Origin of the sequence: Arthrobacter sp. 135MFCol5.1 (genome assembly GCF_000374865.1) — a bacterium.
Taxonomy (GTDB): Bacteria; Actinomycetota; Actinomycetes; order Actinomycetales; family Micrococcaceae; genus Arthrobacter.
The window spans coordinates 78,094-103,139 of sequence record NZ_KB895462.1; the positions used below are offsets into that span (position 1 = coordinate 78,094).

Below are 25,046 nucleotides of genomic sequence, written 5' to 3' on the forward strand. Positions count from 1 at the left end.
TATTCGAGCCGGGAGGCGGCCCCGCCTGTGCCCGGCCGGTCTCACGAAAGCGCTTACCTATGTCATCCCCCGATACCACCACGGTGCCCGGTTCGCACCAGCCGGTGAACTCCCGCGGCCGCGTCATCGTGGCGAGCCTGATCGGCACCACCGTGGAGTTCTACGACTTCTACGTCTACGCCACTGCCGCCGTGCTCGTCTTCCCGAAGCTCTTCTTCCCGGGCCAGAACGAGACCACCCAGCTGCTGAGCTCCTTCGCCGTCTTTGGCGTGGCGTTCGTCGCACGTCCACTTGGCTCCATCGTGTTCGGCCACTTCGGTGACAAGTTTGGCCGCAAGGGAACCCTTGTGGCGTCATTGCTCACCATGGGCATTGCGACCTTCCTGATCGGTTGCCTCCCCACCGCCCTGGTACCGGGCTGGGAATTCTGGGCACCGGCCCTGCTCGTCATCATGCGCTTTGCCCAAGGCCTGGCCCTGGGCGGCGAATGGAGCGGCGCGGCCCTGCTGGCCACGGAAAACGCGCCCGCCAACAAGCGCGCCATCTACGGCACCTTCCCGCAACTGGGCGCCCCCATTGGCTTCATCATCGCCAACGTCATCTTCCTCGTGGCCAGCTACACGCTCTCGCCGGAGGCCTTCGCGGCCTGGGGCTGGCGCGTACCGTTCCTGCTCAGCGCCGTCATGGTCATCCTGGGCCTGTACGTCCGGCTCAAGCTGATCGAAACCCCCGCCTTTACCAAGGTGGTGCAATCCAACGAAGTGGCGAAACTTCCGCTGGGCCGCGTCTTCAAGACCAGCTGGCGCCAGCTGATCCTGGGCACCTTCATCATGCTGGCCACCTACGTGCTCTTCTACCTGATGACCACGTTCACCCTCACCTACGGCACCAAGCCCACGCTGGCCGGTGCGCAGGCGGCCGCCGAAAAGGCAGGAAAGCCCATGACGGAGGCGGCCGCTGCCGCGTTCGTCCCCGGCCTGGGCTACACCCGCAACGACTTCCTCTGGATGCTGATCGCCGGCGTCGTCTTCTTCGGCATCTTCACCCTGGTCTCCGGCCCGCTCGCCGAGAAGTACGGCCGCCGCAAGATGCTGATGGCCGTCACCGCCGGCATCTTCGTGTTCGGCCTGCTGTTCGTCCCGCTGTTCAGCGGCGGGTTCGTGGGCACCATGGGCCTGCTGATCCTTGGTTTCTCCCTGATGGGCCTGACCTTCGGGCCCATGGGGGCGCTGCTGCCGGAACTGTTCCCCACAAACGTCCGCTACACCGGCTCTGCCATCAGCTACAACTTCTCCAGCATCCTGGGCGCAGCCGTGGCGCCGTTCATCGCCGTCGCGCTGTGGGAAGCGGCCAAGGGCAGCCCCGTCCTGGTGGGCCTGTACCTGACGTCCATGGCCGTGCTGACACTGATCGCGCTGTTCCTCACGCGCGAAACCCGCGACCTTGACTACGAGAACAACGTGGCCTGATTTCTCCAACGCCACGATGCCCGGCGCGGCCATCCGGCCCGCCGGGCATTGTCATGCTCAGCGGGCGTAGCGTGCCACGAAGTTCTTCAGGACGGTCATGGGCTCGGTCACGGTGGACCGGCGTGCCGCCGCCATCAGTTCCCCGGCGGATTCCGGCGCGAAGTACCCGGCGTGCCGGTAGATGTCGATCCGGGTCACCAGCCCCTCCGCGTCCAGTTCGGGATGGAACTGGGTGGCGTAGAGGTTGGTCTTGACCCGGAACATGTGGACCGGGCAGGTGGCGGAGCGCGCCAGCAGCACCGCGTGCGGTGGCAGGGAACTGACCGCTTCCTTATGGCCGGTCAGGGCCTTGAAGGTCCGGGGCAGGCCGTGGAGGAGAGGATCTTGCATTCCCGCCTCCGTCAGCTCGATTTCTACGGCGCCCAGCGGCTCGCCGTAGGTCCGGTCGATCACCGCGCCCTGGTGTGTGCCCAGGGTTCCCACCCCGTAGCAGGCACCCAGGAACGGAAAGTCGAGCGACACGAGCTGGTCCAGGAGGCCCGAAAGTTCCCGTTCCACCCGGTGCTGCACCGCGCTCTTGTTCCCGGGCGGATCGCTGGAGGTGAACGGGCTGCCGCCGACGATCACCCCGGAGTACCGCGAAAGGTCCAGTGCGGGCAGCGGTGCGGCCTCCAGCCGGACCCGGTGAAGTTCGCGCTCTTCCAGTCCGCCGTACCGCAGGTAGGCCGCATATTCGTCGTCGGCGGCGGCATCCTCGGCCCGGGATGCGAGAAGCAGGAAAGGCAGCATCTGCTAAGTCTGCCTGCTGGCGGCGCGCCCTGCCAGCACCCGGACCGTCCCGACGGCGAACCGGGTGCGGCGGCAGGTCAGGCGGCGGGCTGGGTCAGGGAGCGCCGGGACTGGGGCCGGGCGGCGGGGTCCGCGTGCCGGTGCACCAGCTTCCAGTAGCCTTCCTCGCGGCGGAAGATGCTGGTGACGCGCAGGGCAAATTCCTCCGTGGCGGACGCGGCGTCCAGCCGCGCCCGGAAGTGCTCGGTTTCCACCAGGTAGGCGGTGTCACGGGCGGTGTAGGAGGTGACGGTGTCGAAGCCCAGCATTTCGCCGTCGCGGAACTGCCGGGCCGCCTGGTCAAGGCGGGCCTCCACCTGGGCCCAGCCGCGGGCGATGCCGCCGAAAGGGTTGGCCAGGGTGACATCGTCCTGCCGGGAGTACAGGTCCTTGATCGGGGCCGGGTTGCCCCGGGTGATTTCGGGAACCGCCTGGTGGTAGCGGTCCACTTCTTCCTGGAAGCTTGGTGCGAGCATGTCCGGCGCAGCGCTTTCTAGTCTTCGATCGTGGCGATGATCGCGCCGGCGGACACAGTTTCGCCCGCCGTTGCCGTCAGTCCCGTGATGGTGCCGGAACGGTGCGCCGTCAGCGGCTGTTCCATCTTCATGGCCTCCAGGACCACCACCAGGTCGCCCTCGGATACCACGTCACCGTGCGAAACGGCGACCTTCACGATGGTTCCCTGCATTGGGGAAGTGAGGGCATTGCCCGTGGCTGCGGCGGGACCTGCTGATCGTGAGCGCTTCTTGGACTTGCCGGACTTGCCGGGCTTGCCGGCGGCTGCGGCGGTGCCGGGGACGCCGAGGGATGCGGGGAGCACCACTTCCAGGCGCTTGCCGCCCACCTCGACGACGACGCGCTGGCGTTCGCCGGCCTCCGACTCTTCTTCCGCGGTGCCGCTGGGTGTCCAGGCGGGGATGTCGTTGACGAAGGCGGTCTCGATCCAGCGGGTGTGGACCTTGAACGGGCCCTCCGCGGGGGCGAAGTCGGGGTTGCTGACCACGGCGAGATCAAACGGGATGACGGTGGGAATGCCCTCGACCACCATTTCCTCCAGGGCACGCCGGGAGCGCTGCAGTGCCTGGGTGCGGGTGGCGCCGGTGACGATTAGCTTGGAGAGCATCGAATCGAAGTTGCCGCTGATGACATCGCCCTGCTCCACGCCGGAATCGATCCGCACGCCGGGCCCGGTGGGGTTCTTGAGGGCACTGATGGTGCCGGGGGAGGGCAGGAAGTTGCGGCCCGGGTCCTCGCCGGTGATGCGGAATTCAAAGGAGTGGCCGCGGACCTCGGGGTCGCCGTAGCCGAGTTCCTCGCCGCGGGCCAGCCGGAACTGTTCGCGGACCAGGTCGATTCCGGTGACTTCCTCGGAGACGCAGTGCTCCACCTGGAGGCGGGTGTTGACCTCAAGGAAGGAAATGGTGCCGTCCTGGCCCACCAGGAACTCGCAGGTCCCCGCGCCCAGGTAACCGGCTTCCTTCAGGATGGCCTTGGAGGATTCGTAGAGCCGCTGGTTCTGTTCCGGGGTGAGGAACGGGGCGGGCGCCTCTTCGACCAGTTTCTGGTTGCGGCGCTGCAGGGAGCAGTCGCGGGTCGAGACCACCACAACGTTGCCGTGTGCGTCGGCGAGGCATTGGGTCTCCACGTGCCGGGGAGCGTCCAGGAAGCGCTCGATGAAGCACTCGCCGCGGCCGAAGGCGGCGGTGGCTTCGCGGACGGCGGACTCGAAGAGTTCGGGGATTTCCTCGCGGGTGCGGGCCACCTTGATGCCGCGTCCACCGCCGCCGAAAGCCGCCTTGATGGCCACGGGCAGGCCGAACTTGTCCACGAATTCCAGGATTTCCTCGGCGGATTCCACGGGGTCGGCGGTGCCGGGGACCTGCGGGGCGCCGACCTTCTCGGCGATGTGGCGGGCCTGGACCTTGTCGCCCAGGGCGGAGATGGCCTCGGGGGAGGGGCCGATCCAGGTGATGCCGGCGGCGATGACCTTGGCGGCGAAGTCGGCGTTCTCGGCCAGGAACCCATAGCCGGGGTGGATGGCGTCGGCGCCGGACTGGCGGGCGGCGTCAAGAATCTTGTCCATCACCAGGTACGACTCGGCGGCCGTGGTGCCACCCAGGGCATAGGCCTCGTCGGCGAGTTTGACGTGCAGGGCGTCCCGGTCGGGGTCGGCGTAGACGGCCACCGAGGCGATGCCTTCGTCCCGGGCCGCACGGATGATGCGGACGGCGATTTCCCCGCGGTTGGCGATCAGCACCTTGGTGAGGGTCGTCGACTGCGTGGGACCTGCGGACTGCTCCAAATTTGCTGACAAGGCGTCTCCTTCTTTCCTTCAGGGAGCCTAGCGCGGTTTTGAGGGTTCCGCCGATATTACTTGCGGAATCCGCGTGTAAACCAGGCTTCCTTTGTAGGGAAGCTACAAGGCGTCCCGAAAATGGAGGACTTACCGCGCGGGCCAGAGATCCGTGATGCGCACATTGGCGGCGGCCAGGAGGCCACGGAGGGTGGAGACGGACAGGCCGACGACGGCGTGCGGGTCGCCGTCGACCTTCCGGATGAAGGCCCCACCCAGGCCGTCGATGGTGAACGAACCGGCGCAGTGCAGCGGCTCGCCGGTGGCGATGTAGGCGTCGATTTCCGCCGGCTCCATGTCCATGAAGGTGACCTCGGCAGAGGCGACCGCCCCGAGCGTGGCGCCCGAACCGCGGCCGCCCGGGCCGTCGTCGTCCGTGTCCCTGCAGTCCACCAGCCAGTGTCCCGTGTGCAGCACCCCCGCGCTGCCGCTCATCCGGAGCATCCGGTCCCGGGCGACGTCGGCCGTGTAGGGCTTGCCGTGCGCCTCGCCGTCGAACTCGAAGACCGAATCGCAGCCCAGTACCAGGGCACCCTCCGCTTCCGGCAGGGACGCCACGGCCTCGGCCTTGGCCCTGGCGAGCAGCAGCGCGGTGTCATGCGGGTCGGTGACGCCGTACCGCTCCTGGACGGCTTCCTCGTCGACGTCGGACACCAGGACCGTGTGCCGGATGCCGGCCTCGGCCAGGAGCTTGGTGCGGGCGGGGGACTGGGACGCGAGAATCAGGTGGTGCACGGTTCCAGCCTAGTGGACCAGTTCGCCCGGGGTGGGGGCGGCCTGCCCGCGGTTGAGCTTGGCCCCTTCGACGTCCACGTCCGGCAGGATCCGGTCCAGCCAGCGCGGCAGCCACCAGGACTTGGCGCCCAGCAGGTACATCACGGCCGGGACAATGGTCATGCGGACCACGAAGGCGTCGAACAGGACGCCGAAGGCCATGGCAAAGCCCAGCGGCCGGACCATGGTGAGGTGGCTGAAGATGAAGCCGGAGAACACGCTGACCATGATGATCGCGGCGGCCGTCACCACGGCGGCTGCGTGCCGGAAGCCCACCCGGACAGCTTCCTTGGCCTCGGAGCCGTGCATGTACGCCTCACGCATCCCGGAGGCGATGAACACTTGGTAGTCCATGGCCAGACCGAACAACACGCCGATCAGGATGATGGGCAGGAAGCTGAGCACGGCTCCCGGGTTGGCGACGTCGAACACGCCACCCAGCCAGCCCCACTGGTACACCGCCACCACCGCGCCGAAGGCCGCGGACAGGGACAGCAGGAAGCCGCCGGTGGCCAGCAGCGGGACAACGATGGAGCGGAAGACCAGCAACAGCAGGATCAGGGAAAGCCCGACGACGATCGCCAGGTAGGGCGGCAGGGCGGCGCCGAGCTTGGTGGAGACATCCACGTTGCCGGCCGTCTGCCCGGTCAGGCCCATGGCCACGCCGTAGTCCGACTGGATTTCGCCGTTGAGTCCGCGCAGTTCGGCGACCACTTTGACGGTGCTCGCGCTGGCGGGGCCTTCCTTGGGGATGACCTGGAACACGGCGGTCCGGCGGTCATCGCTGAGGGCTACCGGCACGGCGGCCACCACGTTGTCAACGGCGCGGAGCTTGTCCGCGATGTCGTACTGCAGCTTCTGTGCTTGGGCCGCGTCGAGGTTCGCCGGGAATTCGCCCACCGCCACGATCGGACCTGTCACGCCCTCGCCGAAGCTGCGCGCCGTCAGGTCGTAGGCCTGGTAGGCCTCCGAGTCGACGGGCTCGGAGCCGCCGTCCGGCAGGGCCAGTTGCAGTTGGGTTGCCGGCAGCGCCAGGGTGCCGAGTACCAGGACGCCGGCCACCAGTGCCACCCACGGGTGCCGGGTGACGAGTCCGCCCCAGCCGCGGGTGCTGCGCTGGCGGTCGGTGGCGAGGTCCGCGGCTTCATGGCCCGGCTCGGCGTTGTGCGCCTCGGCCTTGGCCCACGCCCGCCGGGAGATGATGCGGCGGCCGATCAGGGACAGCATGGCGGGGGTCAGCGTGATGGCCACGAGCACGGCCACGGCTACGGTCCCTGCTGCGGCAAGGCCCATGACGGTGAGGAACGGCAGCCCGGGGACCACCAGGGCGGCCAGGGCGATGATCACGGTGAGGCCGGCGAAGACCACCGCGTTGCCCGAGGTGCCGTTGGCCCGGGCCACCGATTCCTCGGCGTCCATCCCGGCGAGGAGCTGGGTCCGGTGCCGATTGACGATGAACAGCGAGTAGTCGATGCCGACGGCGAGGCCGAGCATGAGGGCCAGCATGGGGGAGATGGAGCTCATGTCGAACAGGCCGGAGAGTGCGAAGGTGATGCCGACGCCAACTCCGACGCCGATGATGGCCATCAGCAGCGGGAGGCCGGCGGCGATCAGGGTACCCAGCATGAGGATCAGGACCAGCGCGGCGACGGCGATGCCCACGATCTCCGCCGTGCCGAACAGGGCCGAGATGTCCTCCGTAATCTCCTTGCTGGCCAGTGCCGTGACGCCGGCTGAGGACGTTTCATGGGCGATGTCCTGGACCTGTTTCCGGACCGCCGGGGAGAGCCCGTTGATGGAGGTGTTGAACTGGACCTGGGCGACGGCGGCCTGGTTGTCCTCCGAGACAAAGCGGATGGCGGAGGCCGCCTGGGCCTGGCGTTTGCCGAGCTCCAGCTTGGCCTTGCTGGCCTCCAGGTCCCGGGTTCCGGCGTCGAGCTTGGCCTGGCCTGCTGCCAGTGCCGCCTTCTGCTGGCCCAGTTGCGCGTCGATCACCGCAGCCGGTGCCCCTGCGGCCGTGAGCTGCTGCTCGGCCGCGGCCAGCTGGGCCTTGCCTGCCTCCAGCTGTGCCCGTGAGGAGTCCAGCTGGGCCTGGCCGGCGGCCAATTGCTGTTCACCGTCGGTGATCGCCTTGGCTGCCTGGTCCACCTGGGCCTGGGTGGCGAACGGGTCAACCGTGCCGCGGACCTCGGGCAGGGCCTGGAGCTTCTTCAGCGCGTCCGTGACGGCTGCGCGGCCCTGGTCCGTGAACCCGCCGGGCGGGGCTTCGAATACGATCGTGGCGCTGCCGCCGGAAGCCGACGGCAGGTCCTGCTTGAGCTTGTCAGCGATCCGCTGGGTCTCTGTGCCCGGGATCTGGAAGTTGTTGGACAAGGTGCCGTGGAACGCTGCGGCCGAGCCGCCAACGGCCACCAGCACGGCGAGCCACAAGGAGATGACAAGCCAGCGCCGGCGGTAGGAGAACTTGCCAAGGCGGTAGAGGAGGAGTGCCATGCGGGAACCGATCTGATCAGGAGGAGCGGACAGCGGAAGGTGAAGCAGGGGGAGCGAAGCCTGTGCCCAGCAGGGCAATCGAATCAATTAACAGTTGGCGCAGCTCGGTCAGGGACCCTGTCGTGAGGTCGGGGCCGCGCCGGCTGAACCAGACCTCCATGGCAGCTTTGCCGCAGGAGATGATGGAGCCGGCCAAGGCATGGACATAGAGTTCGTCCTGCCCGCCCGGGGTGCCGGCGAGGCGCTCGCGGGCGACGGCGAAGACCTGCGCCCGGCAGTGGTCCCATGCCTCCAGTTCGGAGTGGGCCATCAGGGAGCTTTGCTGGGTCAGGGTAAACAGTTCCGCCAGTGGAGCGACGGCCTCGGGATCGGCCAGGGCCGACAGGGCTGCCTGGGCCGATTCGAGCATGGGCTCCTCTGCCGGGCGGAGCCGGAACTGTTGGATGGCAGTGTCCAGGAAGCCGTGCACGATGGACGCCAGCGCGGCGTCGGTGCTGCTGAAGTAGTTGAAGAAGGTGCGGCGCGAGATCCCGGCGGCGTCGGCAATATCCTCCACTGTGAAGTTTCCCGGACCTTTTGTGCGCAGCAGTTCCAGGGCGGCGTCCGTGATGGCCTGCCTGGTGGCTGCCTTGTTCAGTTCCCGCCGTGATGGGGGTGCCTGCTGGTCGTGGGGGGAGGTGTTTGGCACAGGATTACACTACGTGCAACTTTGCACTACATGCAAGTATTTTTCACGTGCATTCACAGGAGATCGAAAGGTTCCCAACAGCCTTTCCTGAAGCTCGCGGTGGATGCTTGGTGTGTCTCAGTGAGAGAGGCATAAACCTACAGCCGTCGCAGGACGGCGAATCAGGAGACGGAAGATGTCACGTACCAAGAAGATGACCCTGGGCCTGTCAGCGGCTGCGCTGGTCCTCGGCGCCGGGATCGGGGTGGCCGGCATGGCCTCCGCAACCACCACGACACCCGCGCCCGCGCCCAGCGCGAGCTCAAGCGCCCCGGCTGACTCAGGTAATGGCGGGGCCCCCGACGGCATGGGCCGGCATGGTGGCCGTGGCGGACACGGCGAGGACCGGGCTGCTGCGCTGGCCGCGAAGCTCGGCGTGGACCAAACCAAAGTCCAGGACGCGCTGAAGGCCTTCCGCGATGCCAACAAGCCCACTGCCCCGGCCGAGGGGCAGAAACCGGACCCGGCCGCCAGGGAAGCGGCGCTGGCGAAGTCGCTGGCCGGCGCGTTGGGCATCGACGAAGCGAAGGTGACGGCGGCCCTCCAGGAGATCCGCAGCGATGAGCAGTCTGAGCACGCTGCTGAGCTCAAGACCCGCCTGGACAAGGCTGTGACGGACGGGAAGCTGACGCAGGCTGAAGCCGATGCCGTGACCAAGGCGGTCCAGAATGGTGTGATCGGTGGCGGCGGGCGCTGACTGATTCCTCCGGTCGGGCGGGCCTGCGTTTCCCTTGGCCGGTGGACGCCCCGGGCAGTAGGAAGCCCTTAACAGCATGAAGCCCTTAACGGCATGAAGTCCCCCGGGAAGTTTTCCCGGGGGACTTCATGCTGTGCGGCTGCCCTTACGCCTTGGCGTCCTGCAGCTCGCGCGGTGCCGTGTCGGCAGTGGTGCCGTCGGTGGGCTCACCGGCTGCGGTTTCGTGGTCGTCCACGAACGGGGTGCCGTTGCGCGGTGCGTTGTACAGCGACTCGTCGAGGATGCCCTGGCGCTTGGCCACGATGGTGGGAACCAGCGCCTGGCCCGCCACGTTCACCGCGGTCCGGCCCATGTCCAGGATGGGGTCGATGGCGAGGAGGAGTCCGACGCCGGCCAGCGGGAGTCCCAGCGTGGAGAGCGTCAGCGTGAGCATCACTACGGCGCCGGTGGTGCCTGCAGTCGCTGCGGAACCCAGCACGGAGACCAGGGCGATCAGCACGTACTGGCTGAAGTCCAGGTGGATGCCGAAGAACTGTGCCACGAAGATCGCGGAAACGGCCGGGTAGATGGCGGCGCAGCCGTCCATCTTGGTGGTGGCGCCCAGCGGCACTGCGAAGGAAGCGTAGGCCCGGGGGACGCCCAGGCTGCGTTCGGTGACGCGCTGGGTCAGCGGCAGGGTACCCACCGAGGAGCGGGACACGAAGGCCAGCTGCACGGCCGGCCATACACCGGAGAAGTACTGCTTGATGGACAGGCCGTGGCTGCGGACCAGGATGGGGTAGACCACGAACAGGACCAGGGCCAGGCCCACGTAGATCGCGACGGCGAATTTGCCCAGGGAACCGATGGTGTCCCAGCCGTAGACTGCGACGGCGTTGCCGATCAGGCCGATGGTGCCAAGCGGGGCGATGCGGATGATCCACCACAGCACCTTCTGGATGACGGCAAGGGCCGAAGCGTTCAGGTTCAGGAAGGGTTCAGCGGCCTTGCCCACCTTGAGGGCCGCAACGCCCACGGCGATCGCGATCACCAGGATTTGGAGGACATTGAAGCTGACCGACGTGGTGACTGCGCCGGAGTCGGCAACCGTGGAGCTGGCGCCGAGGCCAAGGAAGTTCTTCGGGAAGAGGCCCACGAGGAATGCCCACCAGTCACCGGATTTGCCGGTGTATTTGGCTTCCTCGGTGATGCCGGTGTTGGCGCCGGGCTGCAGCAGCACGCCCAGGCCGATTCCGATCAGCACGGCGATCAGGGACGTGATGGCGAACCACAGGAGCGTGTTCCATGCCAGCCTTGCCGCGTTGGATACCTGGCGCAGGTTGGAGATGGAGCTGACGACGGCGGTGAAGATCAGCGGAACAACGGCGGTCTGCAGCAGCGAGACGTAGCTCGAGCCGATGGTCTGCAGCGTGGCGCCGAGGGCGTTCGGGTTGGTCTTGGTGCTGCCGGTGTACTTGGCGAGCAGGCCGAGGCCCAAGCCCACGATGAGGGCGGCGATGATCTGGAAGCCGAAGGAGGAAGCCCACTTGGGCAACTGGAATCCGGTCTTCCCCGCGGAGGATGGGGTGCTTGTCTGAGTGGTCACCAGAACAAGCTAGACCTGCACCGCATACCACGTCGAAAGAATATTGAGAAATATTACGCGGCAACAATTGTGCTATGCGCTGGAAACACCCGTGAACACAAGGCAGGCAGCGGTATTTGTTACTTATTCCCACGATGGGTGTGCTTAATGTCTCCCGCGGAGCCAGCAAGCGGCCCATCCGGCAGCGCGTGTCAAAGCGAGGAACGAGCAGCGCGCAGAGGATGGGCCCCTTGGGGCCGCGCAGTTCAGGGTCAAGACAAGAGCGCCCGGCGGAGGGTGTCCAGTCCTACGGAGCCGATGTTGAGGGCCTTGGTGTGGAACTCCTTCAGGTCGAACCCTGGGCGGGCTTCGAGCTCGGCGCGGATTTGTTCCCAGAGCCGCTGGCCCACCTTGTAGGAGGGTGCCTGGCCGGGCCAGCCAAGGTAGCGGGTGAACTCGAAGTTGAGCTGGCCCTCACTGATGGGGAGGTTTTCCTTGAGGAAGCCGTAGCCCGTCTCTGCTGTCCAGGTGCCGGATCCCCAGCGCCCGGGCATGTCCAGTTCGAGGTGGACGCCGATGTCGAAGACGACGCGGGCAGCCCGCATGCGCTGCATGTCCAGCATTCCCAGGTGGTCGCCGGGATCGGTGAGGTACCCCAGCTCCTGCATCAGTTTCTCCGCGTAGAGGGCCCAGCCTTCCCCGTGGCCCGAGGTCCAGCAGACGTTGCGCCGCCATTTGTTGAGCAGTTCGCGGCGGTAGGTGGCAGTGGCTACCTGGAGGTGGTGGCCGGGGACGCCCTCGTGGTAGACGGTGGTGGTCTCGGCCCAGGTGGTGAAGGTGTCCTCGCCGGCCGGGACGGACCACCACATGCGGCCGGGGCGGCTGAAGTCATCTGACGGGCCGGTGTAGTAGATGCCGCCCTCGTCCGTGGGGGCGATCCGGCATTCGAGGGTCTTCATGGCCTCGGGGATGTCGAAGTGGACGCCGGCGAGCCCGGCCATGGCCTTGTCCGAAAGATCCTGCATCCAGGCCTGCAGGGCATCGGTCCCCTTGAGCTGCCGGGCGGGATCGTTGTTGAGGATTTCCTTGGCCTCCGCGATGGTGGCACCGGGCTTGATGCTGTCGGCGACGCGTTCCTGTTCGGCGATGAGGCGCTCCAGTTCCTGGACGCCCCAGGCGTAGGTTTCTTCCAGGTCCACTTCGGCGCCGAGGAATGCACGCGAAGCCAGCGCGTACCGCGCCCTGCCCACTGCGTCCTTTTCGGGTGCTGCCGGGAGCAGTTCGGCGCGCAGGAACTCTGCCAGCCCCACGTAGGCGCTCCGGGCCGCGCCGGTTCCGGCGTCGAGCTTTTCCTGGAGCGGCGCGGGCAGGGGGCCGCCGGCGGTGGCTGCACCGGCGGCCAGCTTGGCGAAGAATCCGTCGTCGGCGGCGTACTTGGTGACCTGTTCAATGACGATCCGGACCTGCCTCGCGGCGGCCACTTTGCCGGCGTCCCTGGCGACGCGGAGGGATTCGATGTAGCCGCTGATGGCCGCCGGCACGTTGCCGGCGCGGCCCGCGATGTGCTCCCAGTCCTGCGCGGTGGCGGTGGGCATGAGGTCGAAGATGGCCCGGATGTCCTGGGCGGGGGAGGCGATGTTGTTGAGCTCGGCATACTCCCAGCCGGAGGCGTGGATCAGCAGTTGCAGCCCGAGCCGCTCCCGCATCGCGTCCAGGGTGACGGCGTCGACGTCGTCTTCCGGCTGCAGGCCCTCCAGTGCGGCCAGCGCGTCTCGCGCGGCCTCGGCGAAACCTGCGATGCCGGCAGGAGAGAAGTCCTGGTATTCCGTCTCGTGGCCCGGCAGGCCGAGAGTCGTGGCGAAGGTCGGGTTGAGCCTGATGAGGGTGTCGGTGTAGTCATCGGCGACGGCGTCGATGCGGGTATGCGGGCGCGCGGCGGGTGCAGTGTCTGTAGTCACATTCCGAGACTACCCGGCCGGGCGGACAGGGCGGGCCCACGCGGCCGCGGGTTCCCTGGCCGAGCGAAGCGAGGTGAGGGAGGCGCTGGGGAGCGTCAGCCGTGGCTGCGCTTCCACGCGCCGGGGCCGGGCGACGGCGCGAGCCGCAACTGCTGCCGGCGCACCCAGTGCCGCACGCTGGGTGCGGCAGGCTTGGCAGGCGCCGGGCCGCCGAGGGTCAGGACGACGGCGGCCAGCGCGGCGAGTTCCTCGGCGTTCGGTTGTCCTTTGACGACAGAGAACAGCGGCGCGGTCGGGGTTTCGGCAGGCTCAACCACCGGCATCTGGTCGGGCGTCACAGCGGGATGTTCCCATGCTTCTTGGCCGGGAGGCTGGCGCGTTTGTCGCGCAGTGCCCGCAGTCCCTTGATGATCTGGACCCGGGTGTCGGAGGGGGCGATCACGGCGTCCACGTAGCCCAGCTCTGCCGCCTGGTAGGGGTTGAGGAGTTCTTCCTCATACTGGCGGATGACCTCGGCGCGGCGCGCTTCGACGTCCCCGCCGTTTTCCGCAACGGCGGCAAGGTCGCGGCGGTAGAGGATGTTGACGGCACCCTGGGCGCCCATGACGCCGATTTGCGCGGTGGGCCATGCAAGGTTCAGGTCGGCGCCGAGCTTCTTGGAGCCCATCACGATGTAGGCGCCGCCGTAGGCCTTGCGCGTAATCACCGTGAGCTTGGGGACGGTCGCCTCGGCGTAGGCGTAGAGGAGCTTGGCGCCGCGGCGGATGATCCCCTGGAACTCCTGGTCCTTGCCCGGAAGGAAGCCGGGAACGTCCACCAGGGTGATGATGGGAATGTTGAAGGCGTCGCAGTGGCGCACGAACCGGGCCGCCTTTTCGGAGGCGGCGATGTCCAGGGTGCCGGCGAACTGGAGCGGCTGGTTGGCCACGATGCCCACCGTGTGGCCCTCGACGCGGCCGTAGCCGATCATCACGTTGGGGGCGTACAGGGCCTGCATCTCCAGGAAGTGCCCGTCGTCCACGATCTGTTCGACGACGGCCCGCATGTCGTAGGGCTGGTTGGCGGAATCCGGAACCAGCGCATCCAGGGCGAGGTCGTCGTCGTCGACCTCCAACTCCTGCTGGTGTCCCAGCACGGGTGCCTCGGACAGGTTGTTGGAGGGCAGGAAGTCCAGCAGTTCGCGCACGAACTCGATGGCGTCGGTTTCGTCGGAGGCCAGGTAGGTGGACGTTCCTGTGGTGGCGTTGTGCTGCCGGGCACCGCCCAGCGTTTCCATGTCCACGTCCTCCCCGGTGACGGTCTTGATGACGTCCGGGCCGGTGATGAACATATGGGACGTCTTGTCCACCATCACCACATAGTCGGTGAGGGCGGGGGAGTAGGCGGCACCGCCGGCGGAGGGGCCCATGATGAGCGAGATCTGCGGCACGACGCCTGAGGCGTGCACGTTGTTGCGGAAGATGTCCGCGAACATGGCAAGGGATGCCACGCCTTCCTGGATGCGTGCGCCGCCGCCGTCCAGGATCCCCACCACGGGGCAGCCGTTGCGGAGGGCAAATTCCTGGACCTTGACGATCTTTTCGCCGTTGACCTGGCTCAGCGAGCCGCCGTAGACGCTGAAGTCCTGGCTGTAGACGGCCACCAGCCGGCCGTCCACGGTGCCGTAGCCAGAGACCAGGCCGTCGCCCAGCGGTTTCTTCTTTTCCATGCCGAATGCCGTGGAGCGGTGCACGGCGAGGGCATCGAATTCAACAAACGAGTCTTCGTCCAGCAGCAGCTCGATGCGTTCGCGGGCCGTGTTCTTGCCGCGGGCATGCTGCTTTTCGATGGCCTCGGGGCCGGAGGGCTGTGCGGCACGCGCCTGGCGGTCGCGGAAATCTGCGATCTTTCCCGCTGTCGTTGTCAGATCGTGGCTCATCAAGTGTCTCCGGCTCTGTAGCAAGTCAGTTCTGTTGGCAGTCGGTCCGCATTCGCAGGAGCTTTAAGTAGCATCCACACAAAAGAAGGACCCTGGTGGCAAGTCTAATGACGGTTTGTGCACCCGCAGCTGTAGGGAACCTACAATTTTCTGCGGTTCCAGCACCCTCTCCGTTATGTTACCCGCCAGTAACTTAGTTGGGCTACAGTGTTTCCATGACTTCAAGCGACGAGGCTTTGCAGGCACCCCGGAGCCCCTACCGGGCAGCCGGTTCCCTGGCAGGACGCACCATCCTCATCTCCGGCGGAAGCCGCGGAATCGGCCTGGCCATCGCCAAGAGGGCGGCCCGGGACGGCGCCAATATCGTGCTCCTGGCCAAGACCGGCACGCCCCACCCCAAACTGGCGGGCACGGTCTTTACCGCCGCCGAAGAACTGGTGGAGGCCGGCGGCCAGGCGCTGCCCCTGGTGGGCGACGTCCGCCGGGACGAGGACGTGGCCGGAGCCGTCGCTGCCGCCACGGAGCGCTTCGGCGGCATCGACGTCGTCATCAACAACGCCTCTGCCATCGACCTGTCCACCACGGACGCCGTCGACATGAAAAAGTACGACCTCATGCAGGACATCAACGTCCGCGGTACCTTCCTGCTCTCCAAGCTGGCGCTCCCCGCGCTCCGGGCCTCGGCGCACGGGCACATCCTGACGCTGTCCCCGCCGCTGAACCTCCACCCCTCATGGGCGGGAAAGCACCTCGCCTACACCATGGCCAAGTACGGGATGAGCCTGACCACGCTGGGCCTGGCCGAGGAATTGAAGGCCGACGGTGTCCGGGTGAACTCGCTCTGGCCGTGCACCCTGATCGACACGGCCGCCATCCGCAACATGCCCCACGGCTCAACGATGGTGCTGGCCGCGCGGGGCCCGCAGATCATGGCCGATGCTGCCCACGCCGTCCTGACCGGAAGCCACCTTGCCGCAGGAGATGCGGAATCGGGCAATTTCTACACGGACGAGCAGGTCCTGGCGGGCGCCGGCGTCACTGATTTCCGGCCCTACAGCCTCGGTGCGGCCGAGGACCAATTGGTTCCGGACATCTTCCTCTAGGGCCGGTTGGGTCCCGCCCGGACCGCCCGGCCACCTCCCTGTTGTTGCGGGTGGTGGACGGTCCCGGGAGGAATCCGTGCTGATGGGTAGTCTCCAGCTTCGCTCGGTAGGATTCAGGTATGGATGACACGCACGTACCGGGCACCCCCCTGAACCGAGTGGACCTGGCCGACCAGCGTTTCCTCTCCGCCACAGGCATTTCCCGGATCGACGTCGTGGACTCGACGGGCTCCACCAACGCTGACCTTCTTCGTGCCGTCACGGTGGACCCTTCGGCCTGGCCGGACCTTTCAGTCCTGACGGCCGAATACCAGACCGCCGCCAGGGGCCGGCTGGACAGGCGCTGGGAAGCGCCGCCGCTGAGCTCGGTGTCCGTCTCCGTGGTGCTGCGTCCCGTCAACGCGGAGGGCCGGCCGCTCCCCACCCAGAGCTACTCCTGGTTGTCCCTCATCGCCGCCCTCGCACTGCGCGAGACGCTGCTGGATACCGCCGGCATCCCGGCCGAGCTCAAATGGCCCAACGACGTCCTGGTGCGCGGCCGGAAGATCGCCGGCATCCTGGCCCAGCTTGGTCCGATGGCTGACGGCAAGGTGCCCGCGGTGGTCCTGGGCACCGGCCTGAACGTCACCCTCCGCGAACGCGAACTCCCGGTCCCCACCGCAACATCGGTGGCACTTGAAGGCGCCCGGACCACCGACCGCACCGTCCTGCTCAAGAGCTACCTCACCCACTTCGCCACCTTGTACCGCAGTTTCTGCAACGCCGACGGCGACCCCACGGCCGGGATGGCCGGCGGCCCTTCCCTGCACAAGCGGATAGAGGCGGTGATGGTCACGCTGGGCAAGCAGGTTCGTGCACAGCTGCCCGGCGACCACGAGATCATTGGACACGCTTCCCGGCTGGATGACTACGGCTCCCTGCTGGTGGTGGACCGCGATGGGCGGGAGCATGTGGTGACGGCCGGCGACGTGGTGCACCTGAGGCCGTGGACAGCACCGGAAGACTCCGGCCAAGGCGGTTATGCGTAAGAGCCTCCTTCCCGGGGAACAAGTCATCGTCACCACCCGCCCGCAGCCTAGGAAGCTCGCCGGTGCCGCCGCAGCCTTCGTGCTCGCCCCCGCGCTGGCAGCCTTTGCCAGCGCCTGGATCATCCGCGGCGGCGCTGCCCGGGTGGCGCCGGTCCTGAACCGGCAATGGACATCATGGCTCGTGGCCGGCTGCGTCCTTGCTGTCGCCGCCGTGTGGCTGGGCTACTGCCTGCCGCGGCTCCTCCGCTGGCAGGGAACCCGGTACACCCTGACCAGCCAGCGGATGGTGGCCCGGTACGGCATGCTGAACAGGCGTGACCAACAAGTGAACCTGGTATCCGTGCGTAACCTGACCGTCCATGAATCGCTCCTTCAGCGGTTGGTGCGCTCCGGGAATATATCCTTGGAAACCGGGTACCAGGGCGTGGTGACCTTTCCGGACGTGCCCGAGGTTGCCCGGTTCCGCGACTTTATCCTCGACGCCATCGGGGAACTGCCGGACCAGGCCGATGCCCTGCCGGATGCGACGTTTTATCCCGCCGGTGCTTTTCCGGAGGACATGAGAGAAGGTGGACGGGATGACCGATGAGGACCAGCAGGAACGCGTCAACAGCATCGATCCCGGCATCGGCGCCATCGACACCGCCGCCGCCGTCGACGCGGCCGCGCCCGGCACCTCCGCACCCGGCACCTCCGCTCCCGACACTGGCGCAGACAGGCACCCGCCCACCGGTGCCATGTCCGCCGAGCGCCTCGCCATGAAGGCCCTGGAAGCACGGCTCCTTGGCGGGGAACGCAAGCTCCGTCGTCGTGAAGTGGCCGCCGGCGCCGGTCTTTCCCTCCTCTCCGCCCGCAAACTTTGGCGCGCCCTTGGCTTCCCGAACTTTGGCGACGAAGACGTTGCCTTCACCGAACGCGACCAGGCGGCTCTGTCCACCGTGGTGGACCTGGTCCGCGCCGGCAAACTCACCGAGGAAGCGGCGATTTCAGTCACCCGGGCAATCGGCCAAATGACGGATCGCATGGTCGTGTGGCAGATCGAGGCGCTGGTGGAGGACATGGTCCACGAACAGGGGGTCACGGACGCCGTGGCCCGCAAGCGCCTGGTCAACGAACTGCCGGCCCTCGTGGACGCGCTCGAGGAAGTGCTCGTGTACTCATGGCGCCGCCAGCTCAACGCAGGCGTCCAGCGGCTCGCCGTGCGCGCCGAGGCCGGCCTCCAGGCCAGCGAGGAAGGCCGGGAAGGCGACGAGGACGATGCGCCGCTGCCGCTGGCACGCGCGGTTGGCTTCGCCGACCTGGTGTCCTACACCAGCCTGTCCCGGCGGATGAACGAAAAAACCCTGGCCCGGCTGGTCCAGCGGTTCGAAAACAAATGCGCTGAAATCATCTCGGTGGGCGGCGGCCGGCTGGTCAAGACCGTGGGCGATGAAGTCCTGTACATTGCCGAAACACCCGCCGCTGGTGCAGAGATCTCCCTGGCGCTTGCCGAAGCCTTCACCGCGGACGAAATCCTCCCGGAAGCCCGGGTGGCCATGGTGTGGGGAAGGATCCTGTCCCGCCTCGGTGACATCTACGGCCCCACCGTCAACCTGGCAGCCAGACTGACCACGCTCGCGGACCCGGGAACCGTGCTGGTGGACTCGATGACCGCCTCCGCCCTGGAGCACGACGAGCGGTTCGTCATGATTCCCCAGGATCCGGAAAATGTCCGCGGTTTCGGCGAAATCAAACCCGTCCGCCTCACGCGCGGACGCGGCCAGGGTCTGGTCCTGGACTAGGGGCGCCACCCGGCGACGGGTGACCCGGGGCTGCCCGAAAACAATTTGTCCACTTGTTGGCGGATAGCGGTATGGTTGTGATGCCCGGGGTCCTGTGCCACCGGCTGCCGGCAGGGGCAGAGAGCTATCGGGGGATAACACTTCATGGAACGTCGCGACCAATCGCGCGCTGAAAACCTTGGTTCCGCCATGCCCTCGAAACGCCGGCTGCTGCGCTCGCGGTGGTCCGCCGGGGCTGCGTTTGGTGTGGTGGTGGCTGTGGTGGTGACGGGTGCGGTGTTGTATCCGGGGTTTAAGACCACTGAGGTTGAGTTGAATGATGGTGGCGTGTGGGTGGTGTCGAAGTCCAAGAATGCTGTTGGGCGGTTGAATTATCCTTCGCGGGTGCTTGATGGTGCGGTGACGCCGGCGTCGACGACGTTTGATGTGTTGCAGCATGCGGGTGAGGTGTTTGTTGATGATGCGACTGGTTCGACGCTGAACCAGGTGTCGCCGGCGAATATGCGCCTGGGTGGGGATAAGCGGTTGCCGGGTTCTGCTGCGGTGAGTTTTGGGGCGCAGACGATTTCGGTGACGGATCCGGCGTCGGGCAAGGTGTGGGCGGTGTCGCCGTCGACGGTGAATGGTTTTGATGAGGAAGCGTCGGAGCCTGTCATGGTGGGTTCTGAGGGGATTGTTTCCGCGGTGGGGTCTGATGACCGGATTTATTCGGCGGATCCGAAGTCCGGGGTGGTGTCCGTGACGGGGGTGGATGCCAATGGTGCGGTGATGTCCTCGGAGTCCAGTACCTGGGAGGGGTTGAAGGGTTCCGGGGATCTGCAGATGACGGTGGTGGGGGATAAGCCGGTGGTGTTGGATGCTGCGGCGGGGAACCTGTTCTTGCCCGGCGGTAAGCGGCTGGTGTTGGAGAATGCGCGGGATGCGAAGTTGCAGCAGGCGGGGCCGGGCAGTGATTTTGTTGCCGTTGCGACGCGGAAGGCGTTGTTGAAGCAGCCCCTGGACGGGGCGGCGGCGAAGACGGTCTCGTTTGATGGTGAGGGCGTGCCTGCGGCTCCGGTGCAGTTGGGCGGGTGTGTGCATGCGGCGTGGTCGGGTGCGAACAAGTACATCCGGGACTGCACCAATGATGCGGATGATAAGAATGTTGCGGTGCCGAAGGCGAGTGCGTCGCCGTCGTATGTGTTCCGGGTGAACCGGGACCTGGTGGTCCTGAATGATGTGAATTCGGGCAATGTGTGGCTGGTGAACCAGAACATGCAGCTGGTCAACAACTGGGACGACGTCATCCCGCCGCAACAGACCTCGGACGACGCCGACAAGGACTCGGCCGATGAGGTGCAGCAGACCGTCCTGCCGGACCGCACCAAACCCAACAACGCCCCCGTGGCCAAACCGGACACCTTTGGCGTGCGCGCCGGCAAGACCACCGTCCTTCCCGTGCTGGACAACGACTCGGACCCCGACGGCGACGTCCTCACCGTTCGCACGCCCGACCCCCTGAAGTCAGGCCTGCTCGCGCCGATCTACGGCGCCACCGGGTTCCAGGTCAGCGTCGGCGCCGACAAAACGGGCTCTGAGGCGTTCAAATACACGGTGGACGACGGCCGCGGCCTTTCCGGTTCCGCCGATGTCACGTTGAACGTCGTCCCGCCGGGGGAGAACTCGGCACCGCGGCAAAAGCCCAACCGCAACACCACCCTGGTGGTGCAGGCAGGCAAGGTCGTCAGCCAAAACATCCTCACCGATTGGATCGACCCCGACGGCGACGACCTCTTCGTGGTCGGTGCCAGCGGCAGCGACCCCCGCGACCAAGTCCGGGTCCGGCCTGACGGCCTGCTCAGCTTTCAGGATTCCGGTGCTGAACCGGGACGCAAAACCGTCACCGTCACCGTCTCGGATGGCCGGGCCACCACCGAGGGAAAGGTCACCGTCGACGTCCGCGCGCCCGGGGCGCTGCCGCCGATCGCCAACGCGGACCACGTCGTCGCCGTCGCCGGGGTGGACACGGTGATCGCGCCGCTGAAGAACGACTCAGACCCGCAAGGCGGGGCGCTGCGCCTGGCCCAGGCCACCCCGGACGGTAATTCCACCGCCACCATGGGCGCCGACCAACAAACCTTCACGTTCAATTCCACCGCCGAGGGCGCGCACTACGTCACCTACCTGGCCACCAACGGACCGGCCAGCGCCCAGCAACTGGTGCGTGTCGACGTCGTGCCCGGGAACGGCGACGGCGCCCCCGTCGCCGTGCGCGACACCGCACTGCTGCCCAGTGGCGGCAACGTGCTGGTGGACGTGCTCGGCAATGACTCCGACCCCTCCGGCGGCGTGCTGGTGGTCCAGTCCGTGACGGCCGCGGACGGCCTGCCCATCAGCGTCTCCGTGCTGGACCATTCCGTTGTCCGGATCACCGACATCCGCGCCCAGGGCCAGCTCACCGTCAAATACACCATCTCCAACGGCAAAGCCTCGGCCACCGGCGAGATCGCCGTGCTGGTGGTCCCCGCACCGGCGAAACTCCAGGCCCCCCAGGCCAAGCCGGATGAGGCCACCGTCCGTGCCGGCGACGTCGTCACCATCCCCGTGCTGGCCAACGACACCGATCCCAACGGCGGCGCCCTCACCCTTGACCCGCAGCTGGCCCAGCAGCCGGACCCGGCGGACGGGCGCATCTTCACGGCAGGCGGAACTGTGCGGTTCATCGCCGGCGACGTACCCAAAACCGTCTACGCGATCTACAAGGTCACCAACGAATCAGGCCAGTCCGACTCACAGCAGGTCACGATCCGGATCCGGGCCCGCGACGACCAACTCAATACCCGGCCAGAACCAAGAAACCTCACCGCCCGGGTGGTGGCGGGCATGACCGTCCGCATCCCGGTACCCCTCGATGGCGTGGACAGCGACGGCGACTCCGTCCAGCTGACCGGGGTGGACAAGGCTCCCGCCATGGGCACGGCCGTTGTCAAGGACGGCTACCTCGAATTCACCGCAGCGGGCAATGCAGCCGGCACTGACACCTTCACCTACCGGGTCCGCGACCGGGTCGGGGCCGAGAACACCGGAACTGTGATCGTCGGCATCGCACCCGCGGAAGCCACCAACCAGAAGCCCATCGCAGTCGACGACGCCATTGAAGTCCGGCCCGGACGCAAGATCGCCGTTGAAGCCCTCGCCAACGATTCAGATCCGGACGGTGACCCGATCACCCTGGTGTCCAACGGCTTCGAGGCCCGCCCGGACCTCGCCGTGGAGGCAGCCGAAGGCGGCAAGGTGCTGCTCACGGCCCCGAACGCTGCCGGCAATGACAGCGTCAGCTACAAGATCCAGGACGACAAGAAAGCCCAGTCCGGTGCAGTGATCCGGGTTAAGGCCAGCCCTGATGCCGCACTGAAGGCCCCGGTTGCCAAAGACGATGTGGTCACCCCCGCAGAGACGCTGGGCAAGTCCGCCGTGGACGTGCCGGTCCTCAAGAACGACTCAGACCCCGACGGCGTGGCCTCCGAACTGAAGATCGGCCTGCCGGACGGGAACCCCAACGCCCGCGTCACCGGCGACGGCACCGTGCGCGTCAGGCTTGGGCCGGCCGACCAGCTGGTTCCCTACACTGTCACCGATGTTGACGGCCAAAGCGCGACGGCGGTCATCTGGGTGCCCGGGCAGGGGGAGCAACACCCCACGCTGGCCAAGACCGAGACCGTGGAAGTCATGTCCGGGAAGGACATTACCCTCAACCTGGCGGACTACGTCCGGGTGCGGGAAGGCCGCACGCCCCGGATCACCCAGGTGGACAGGGTCCGCATCCTGGGCGGGGAACCGGACAACGTGGTGGCCGGAAACGGCAATGCCCTGCGTTATGCCGCCCTCAAGGACTACGTGGGTCCAGGCTCCATCACCTTCGAGGTGACGGACGGCACCGGGCCGGACGACCCCGCCGGCCTCAAGTCAACGCTGAGCATCATTACCAAAGTCATCCCGGACCCCAACGCCAACCATCCGCCCACCTTCAGCGGAGCCACCCTCGACGTTCCCGCCGGCGAGTCGGCCACCCTGGACCTGAGCGACCTGGCCAAGGACGTTGACGCCGGCGACCAGGACAAGCTCGCCTTCGCTCTCGACGGCGCGCTCCCCGAGGGCTTCAACGCAACAGTGGACAAGGCAACCCTCAAGGTCACCCCCGATTCAGCCCGGGCAGCCGGCTGGAAAGGCAGCATCCCGCTCAAAGTCACCGACGGCCGCTCAGATCCGGTCCGCGCCACCATCACCGCCACCGTGGTGGCCTCCAACCGGCCGCTTCCCACAGCCAACGAGGACGTGGTGGACAAAGCGAACGCCGGCACGTCCGAGACCGTCAACGTCCTCGCCAACGACTACAACCCCTTCCCGGAGACGCCCCTCAGGATCACCTCCGCCACCGTGGAGACCGGATCGGCCGCAGGGCAGCCCGCCGTGGCGGGGGACTCGATCACCGTCACACCGGCCAGCGGGTTCAAAGGCGTGATGGTGGTGCGCTACACCATCATGGACAAGACCGGAGACGTATCCCGGCAGACCGACGGACGGGTCCGGATCACCGTCCGTGACCGGCCCGACGCGCCCTCCGCGCCCACGGCCACGGATGTCCGGAGCCGGACGGCCGTGCTCAAGTGGACACCGCCGTCGGATAACGGCGCGGCCATCACCAAATACACCGTGCACTCCACCAGCGGCTTCAGCCAGGAGTGTGCCACCACCACCTGCACGCTGACCGGCCTGACCAACGACGTCAAGTACGTCTTCACCGTCACCGCCACGAACGAGGTCAGGGAATCCGACCCGTCGCCGGCCTCCAATGAGATCCGGCCGGACGAAAAGCCGTCGCCGCCGGACGCGCCTGCCGTCAAGGCCGGCGACAAGACCATGGAAATCACGTGGCCGACAGCCAAAACCGAGGGTTCGGCCGTCAAGAACTACAACCTTGAGATCTCACCGCCGCCCGCGAATGGGGCGGCGGTCAAGAACGGCGTGACCGGGCTGAACTACACCTGGCCCGGGCTGACCAACGGCGTCCGGTACAAGGTGCGCGCCCAGGCAGTCAACGAACTGGGCCCCTCAGACTGGAGCCCGTACTCCGCCGAGGACAATCCTGCCGGTGTCCCCGCCGCACCCGCCGCTCCGACGTCGTCCGTGGCATCTTCCGTGGGAACCTCGAACCAGCTCAAGGTGGACTGGAACGAGCCAAACACCAACGGTGACGCCATCAGGAACTACTACGTCACCATGAGCGGCGGCGGCGGGGCAGCCCAAACCCAGATGGTGGCCGGCACCGTCCGGACAGCCAACTTCACCGCCAACAACTCCGAAGCGGCCTACACCTTCACCGTGCAGGCCGAGAACAAGGCCGGGAAGGGCGCGGTCAGTGCGGCGTCCGCCCCGCGCCGCGCCACCGGCAAGCTCGCGCAAGTCTCCGGCGTGAGCGCCACGGAAGCCAACACCGGCGGAGCCGGGCGCTCCGTCACCATCGACTTCCGCGAACTTACCGCCGCCGAACGCAACGGCTCAACGTACGCCGAAGTCAGCTACACCTACCGGGCCAGCACGGGACAGGCCGGTCCGATCAGGCCAGGGCAAACCGTCGGAGGATTCGCCAACGGCAGTTCCACGGCCATCACCGTCATCGCCAACTCTTCGGTGGCCCCCAGTTCCGACGCCAGCACGCCGGCCACCGCCAACCCGTACGGTTCTCCTGGCACGCCGTCGGCCGCCGGGCAGGACGGCGCGGAGAACCAGAAGAACCTCACCTTGAGCTGGGCATCCCCGGCGGCGGGCAGCCACGACATCGCCTACACCCAGATCAGGATCGACGGCGGGGGCTGGGAACGGGTGGCTGCCTCCGGCAACCGCACCATCAACACCGCCGGATTCAACGAGCGGCATTCGATCGACGTACAAACGGTCAATTCGCGCGGCACCGGTGGCCCGGTCGCGTCTGCCTCCGCGCAGTCGGGTGCCGCGAAAACCCGTTGGACCACGCGGCTTGGTCCCGGCATGGACCGCAGCTGCACCGACCTGCCCGGCGCCACGTCATATGACCCGTCGAGGAATACCTGCGATGGCCAAGGCGGCTACGACCGGCCCTGGATGTCGCACCTGGACACGTTCGATGTCATGTGCTGGAAGCCGCACGGCACCACATACAGCGGAGACGGACAGTGGTACTACATCATGCGCGGCTCGCCCAACGCCACCCGCTGGATCCAGTCGCTGCACACCACCCTGGGCTCTCCCGCGCAAAGCGGTGTACCGCTGTGCACCTTCCCGACAGGGGCAACGCCATAGCCGCCGCGGCGCCGGGCAAGTGCCCCGGAATGAGC

General features: G+C 67.1%; 17 protein-coding genes. 7 read left to right on the forward strand and 10 right to left on the reverse strand.

Annotated elements, in window-relative coordinates; genetic code table 11:
• Window positions 1–59 precede the first annotated feature (59 nt).
• Window positions 60–1,469, forward strand: coding sequence for an MFS transporter (locus C563_RS0115495; RefSeq protein ID WP_018762983.1), 1,410 nt, complete (start codon window positions 60–62; stop codon window positions 1,467–1,469).
• 57 nt (window positions 1,470–1,526) lie between these two features.
• Here the strand turns inward: C563_RS0115495 and C563_RS0115500 are convergent, their stop codons facing one another.
• The 6 genes from C563_RS0115500 to C563_RS0115525 all read right to left on the reverse strand — a co-directional run bounded on the left by C563_RS0115500 (window position 1,527) and on the right by C563_RS0115525 (window position 8,605).
• Window positions 1,527–2,258 (reverse strand): glutamine amidotransferase, encoded by a 732-nt coding sequence (locus tag C563_RS0115500; protein ID WP_018762984.1) that lies wholly within the window; start codon window positions 2,256–2,258, stop codon window positions 1,527–1,529.
• 77 nt (window positions 2,259–2,335) lie between these two features.
• Window positions 2,336–2,773, reverse strand: a complete 438-nt coding sequence (locus C563_RS0115505) for a YybH family protein (RefSeq protein WP_018762985.1) — start codon at window positions 2,771–2,773, stop codon at window positions 2,336–2,338.
• 17 nt (window positions 2,774–2,790) lie between these two features.
• The gene (locus tag C563_RS0115510; protein WP_051083546.1) at window positions 2,791–4,611 is read right to left on the reverse strand and encodes an acetyl/propionyl/methylcrotonyl-CoA carboxylase subunit alpha; all 1,821 of its coding nucleotides are present in this window, start codon (window positions 4,609–4,611) and stop codon (window positions 2,791–2,793) included.
• A gap of 129 nt (window positions 4,612–4,740) precedes the next feature.
• On the reverse strand, window positions 4,741–5,385 hold the full coding sequence (locus C563_RS0115515) for a Maf family protein (protein ID WP_018762987.1): 645 nt from the start codon (window positions 5,383–5,385) through the stop codon (window positions 4,741–4,743).
• Window positions 5,386–5,394: 9 nt separating this feature from the next.
• On the reverse strand, window positions 5,395–7,917 hold the full coding sequence (locus tag C563_RS0115520; protein WP_018762988.1) for an MMPL family transporter: 2,523 nt from the start codon (window positions 7,915–7,917) through the stop codon (window positions 5,395–5,397).
• A 16-nt stretch (window positions 7,918–7,933) separates the two neighbouring features.
• A complete protein-coding gene (locus tag C563_RS0115525) occupies window positions 7,934–8,605 on the reverse strand; it encodes a TetR/AcrR family transcriptional regulator (protein WP_018762989.1) in 672 nt (223 codons plus the stop codon).
• Between the two features lie 175 nt (window positions 8,606–8,780).
• Between C563_RS0115525 and C563_RS0115530 the strand changes: the two genes are divergently transcribed.
• A complete protein-coding gene (locus C563_RS0115530) occupies window positions 8,781–9,341 on the forward strand; it encodes a hypothetical protein (protein ID WP_018762990.1) in 561 nt (186 codons plus the stop codon).
• A gap of 145 nt (window positions 9,342–9,486) precedes the next feature.
• Here the strand turns inward: C563_RS0115530 and C563_RS0115535 are convergent, their stop codons facing one another.
• The 4 genes from C563_RS0115535 to C563_RS0115550 all read right to left on the reverse strand — a co-directional run bounded on the left by C563_RS0115535 (window position 9,487) and on the right by C563_RS0115550 (window position 14,781).
• Window positions 9,487–10,926, reverse strand: coding sequence for a dicarboxylate/amino acid:cation symporter (locus tag C563_RS0115535; protein WP_026264930.1), 1,440 nt, complete (start codon window positions 10,924–10,926; stop codon window positions 9,487–9,489).
• 251 nt (window positions 10,927–11,177) lie between these two features.
• Entirely contained in the window at window positions 11,178–12,863 is a 1,686-nt protein-coding gene (locus tag C563_RS0115540; RefSeq protein ID WP_018762992.1) for a DUF885 domain-containing protein, read from the reverse strand.
• A gap of 95 nt (window positions 12,864–12,958) precedes the next feature.
• The gene (locus C563_RS0115545; protein ID WP_043424302.1) at window positions 12,959–13,186 is read right to left on the reverse strand and encodes an acyl-CoA carboxylase epsilon subunit; all 228 of its coding nucleotides are present in this window, start codon (window positions 13,184–13,186) and stop codon (window positions 12,959–12,961) included.
• Window positions 13,187–13,197: 11 nt separating this feature from the next.
• A complete protein-coding gene (locus C563_RS0115550; RefSeq protein WP_018762994.1) occupies window positions 13,198–14,781 on the reverse strand; it encodes an acyl-CoA carboxylase subunit beta in 1,584 nt (527 codons plus the stop codon).
• Between the two features lie 215 nt (window positions 14,782–14,996).
• Between C563_RS0115550 and C563_RS0115555 the strand changes: the two genes are divergently transcribed.
• The 5 genes from C563_RS0115555 (at window position 14,997) to C563_RS0115575 (ending at window position 25,011) form a co-directional block, all read left to right on the forward strand.
• Window positions 14,997–15,884 carry an SDR family oxidoreductase gene (locus C563_RS0115555; protein ID WP_026264931.1) on the forward strand — a complete coding sequence of 296 codons (888 nt, stop codon included), beginning with the start codon at window positions 14,997–14,999 and terminating at the stop codon, window positions 15,882–15,884.
• Window positions 15,885–16,003: 119 nt separating this feature from the next.
• Window positions 16,004–16,912 carry a biotin--[acetyl-CoA-carboxylase] ligase gene (locus tag C563_RS0115560; protein ID WP_018762996.1) on the forward strand — a complete coding sequence of 303 codons (909 nt, stop codon included), beginning with the start codon at window positions 16,004–16,006 and terminating at the stop codon, window positions 16,910–16,912.
• On the forward strand, window positions 16,905–17,501 hold the full coding sequence (locus C563_RS0115565) for a PH domain-containing protein (protein WP_018762997.1): 597 nt from the start codon (window positions 16,905–16,907) through the stop codon (window positions 17,499–17,501). The genes C563_RS0115560 and C563_RS0115565 overlap by 8 nt, the downstream gene beginning before the upstream one ends.
• Window positions 17,491–18,693, forward strand: a complete 1,203-nt coding sequence (locus tag C563_RS0115570) for an adenylate/guanylate cyclase domain-containing protein (RefSeq protein ID WP_026264932.1) — start codon at window positions 17,491–17,493, stop codon at window positions 18,691–18,693. The genes C563_RS0115565 and C563_RS0115570 overlap by 11 nt, the downstream gene beginning before the upstream one ends.
• Before the next feature lie 189 nt (window positions 18,694–18,882).
• Entirely contained in the window at window positions 18,883–25,011 is a 6,129-nt protein-coding gene (locus C563_RS0115575) for an Ig-like domain-containing protein (RefSeq protein WP_051083548.1), read from the forward strand.
• The last annotated feature ends 35 nt before the right edge of the window (window positions 25,012–25,046 follow it).

Bases quoted from the DNA above. Each gene is read 5' to 3' on its own strand.
- C563_RS0115495 (WP_018762983.1), top strand. From the start codon at position 60: ATGTCATCCCCCGATACCACCACGGTGCCCGGTTCGCACCAGCCGGTG.
- C563_RS0115520 (WP_018762988.1), bottom strand. From the start codon at position 7,917: ATGGCACTCCTCCTCTACCGCCTTGGCAAGTTCTCCTACCGCCGGCGC.
- C563_RS0115500 (WP_018762984.1), bottom strand. From the start codon at position 2,258: ATGCTGCCTTTCCTGCTTCTCGCATCCCGGGCCGAGGATGCCGCCGCC.
- C563_RS0115560 (WP_018762996.1), top strand. From the start codon at position 16,004: ATGGATGACACGCACGTACCGGGCACCCCCCTGAACCGAGTGGACCTG.
- C563_RS0115545 (WP_043424302.1), bottom strand. From the start codon at position 13,186: ATGCCGGTGGTTGAGCCTGCCGAAACCCCGACCGCGCCGCTGTTCTCT.
- C563_RS0115565 (WP_018762997.1), top strand. From the start codon at position 16,905: ATGCGTAAGAGCCTCCTTCCCGGGGAACAAGTCATCGTCACCACCCGC.
- C563_RS0115570 (WP_026264932.1), top strand. From the start codon at position 17,491: ATGACCGATGAGGACCAGCAGGAACGCGTCAACAGCATCGATCCCGGC.
- C563_RS0115530 (WP_018762990.1), top strand. From the start codon at position 8,781: ATGTCACGTACCAAGAAGATGACCCTGGGCCTGTCAGCGGCTGCGCTG.
- C563_RS0115575 (WP_051083548.1), top strand. From the start codon at position 18,883: ATGCCCTCGAAACGCCGGCTGCTGCGCTCGCGGTGGTCCGCCGGGGCT.
- C563_RS0115555 (WP_026264931.1), top strand. From the start codon at position 14,997: ATGACTTCAAGCGACGAGGCTTTGCAGGCACCCCGGAGCCCCTACCGG.
- C563_RS0115550 (WP_018762994.1), bottom strand. From the start codon at position 14,781: ATGAGCCACGATCTGACAACGACAGCGGGAAAGATCGCAGATTTCCGC.
- C563_RS0115505 (WP_018762985.1), bottom strand. From the start codon at position 2,773: ATGCTCGCACCAAGCTTCCAGGAAGAAGTGGACCGCTACCACCAGGCG.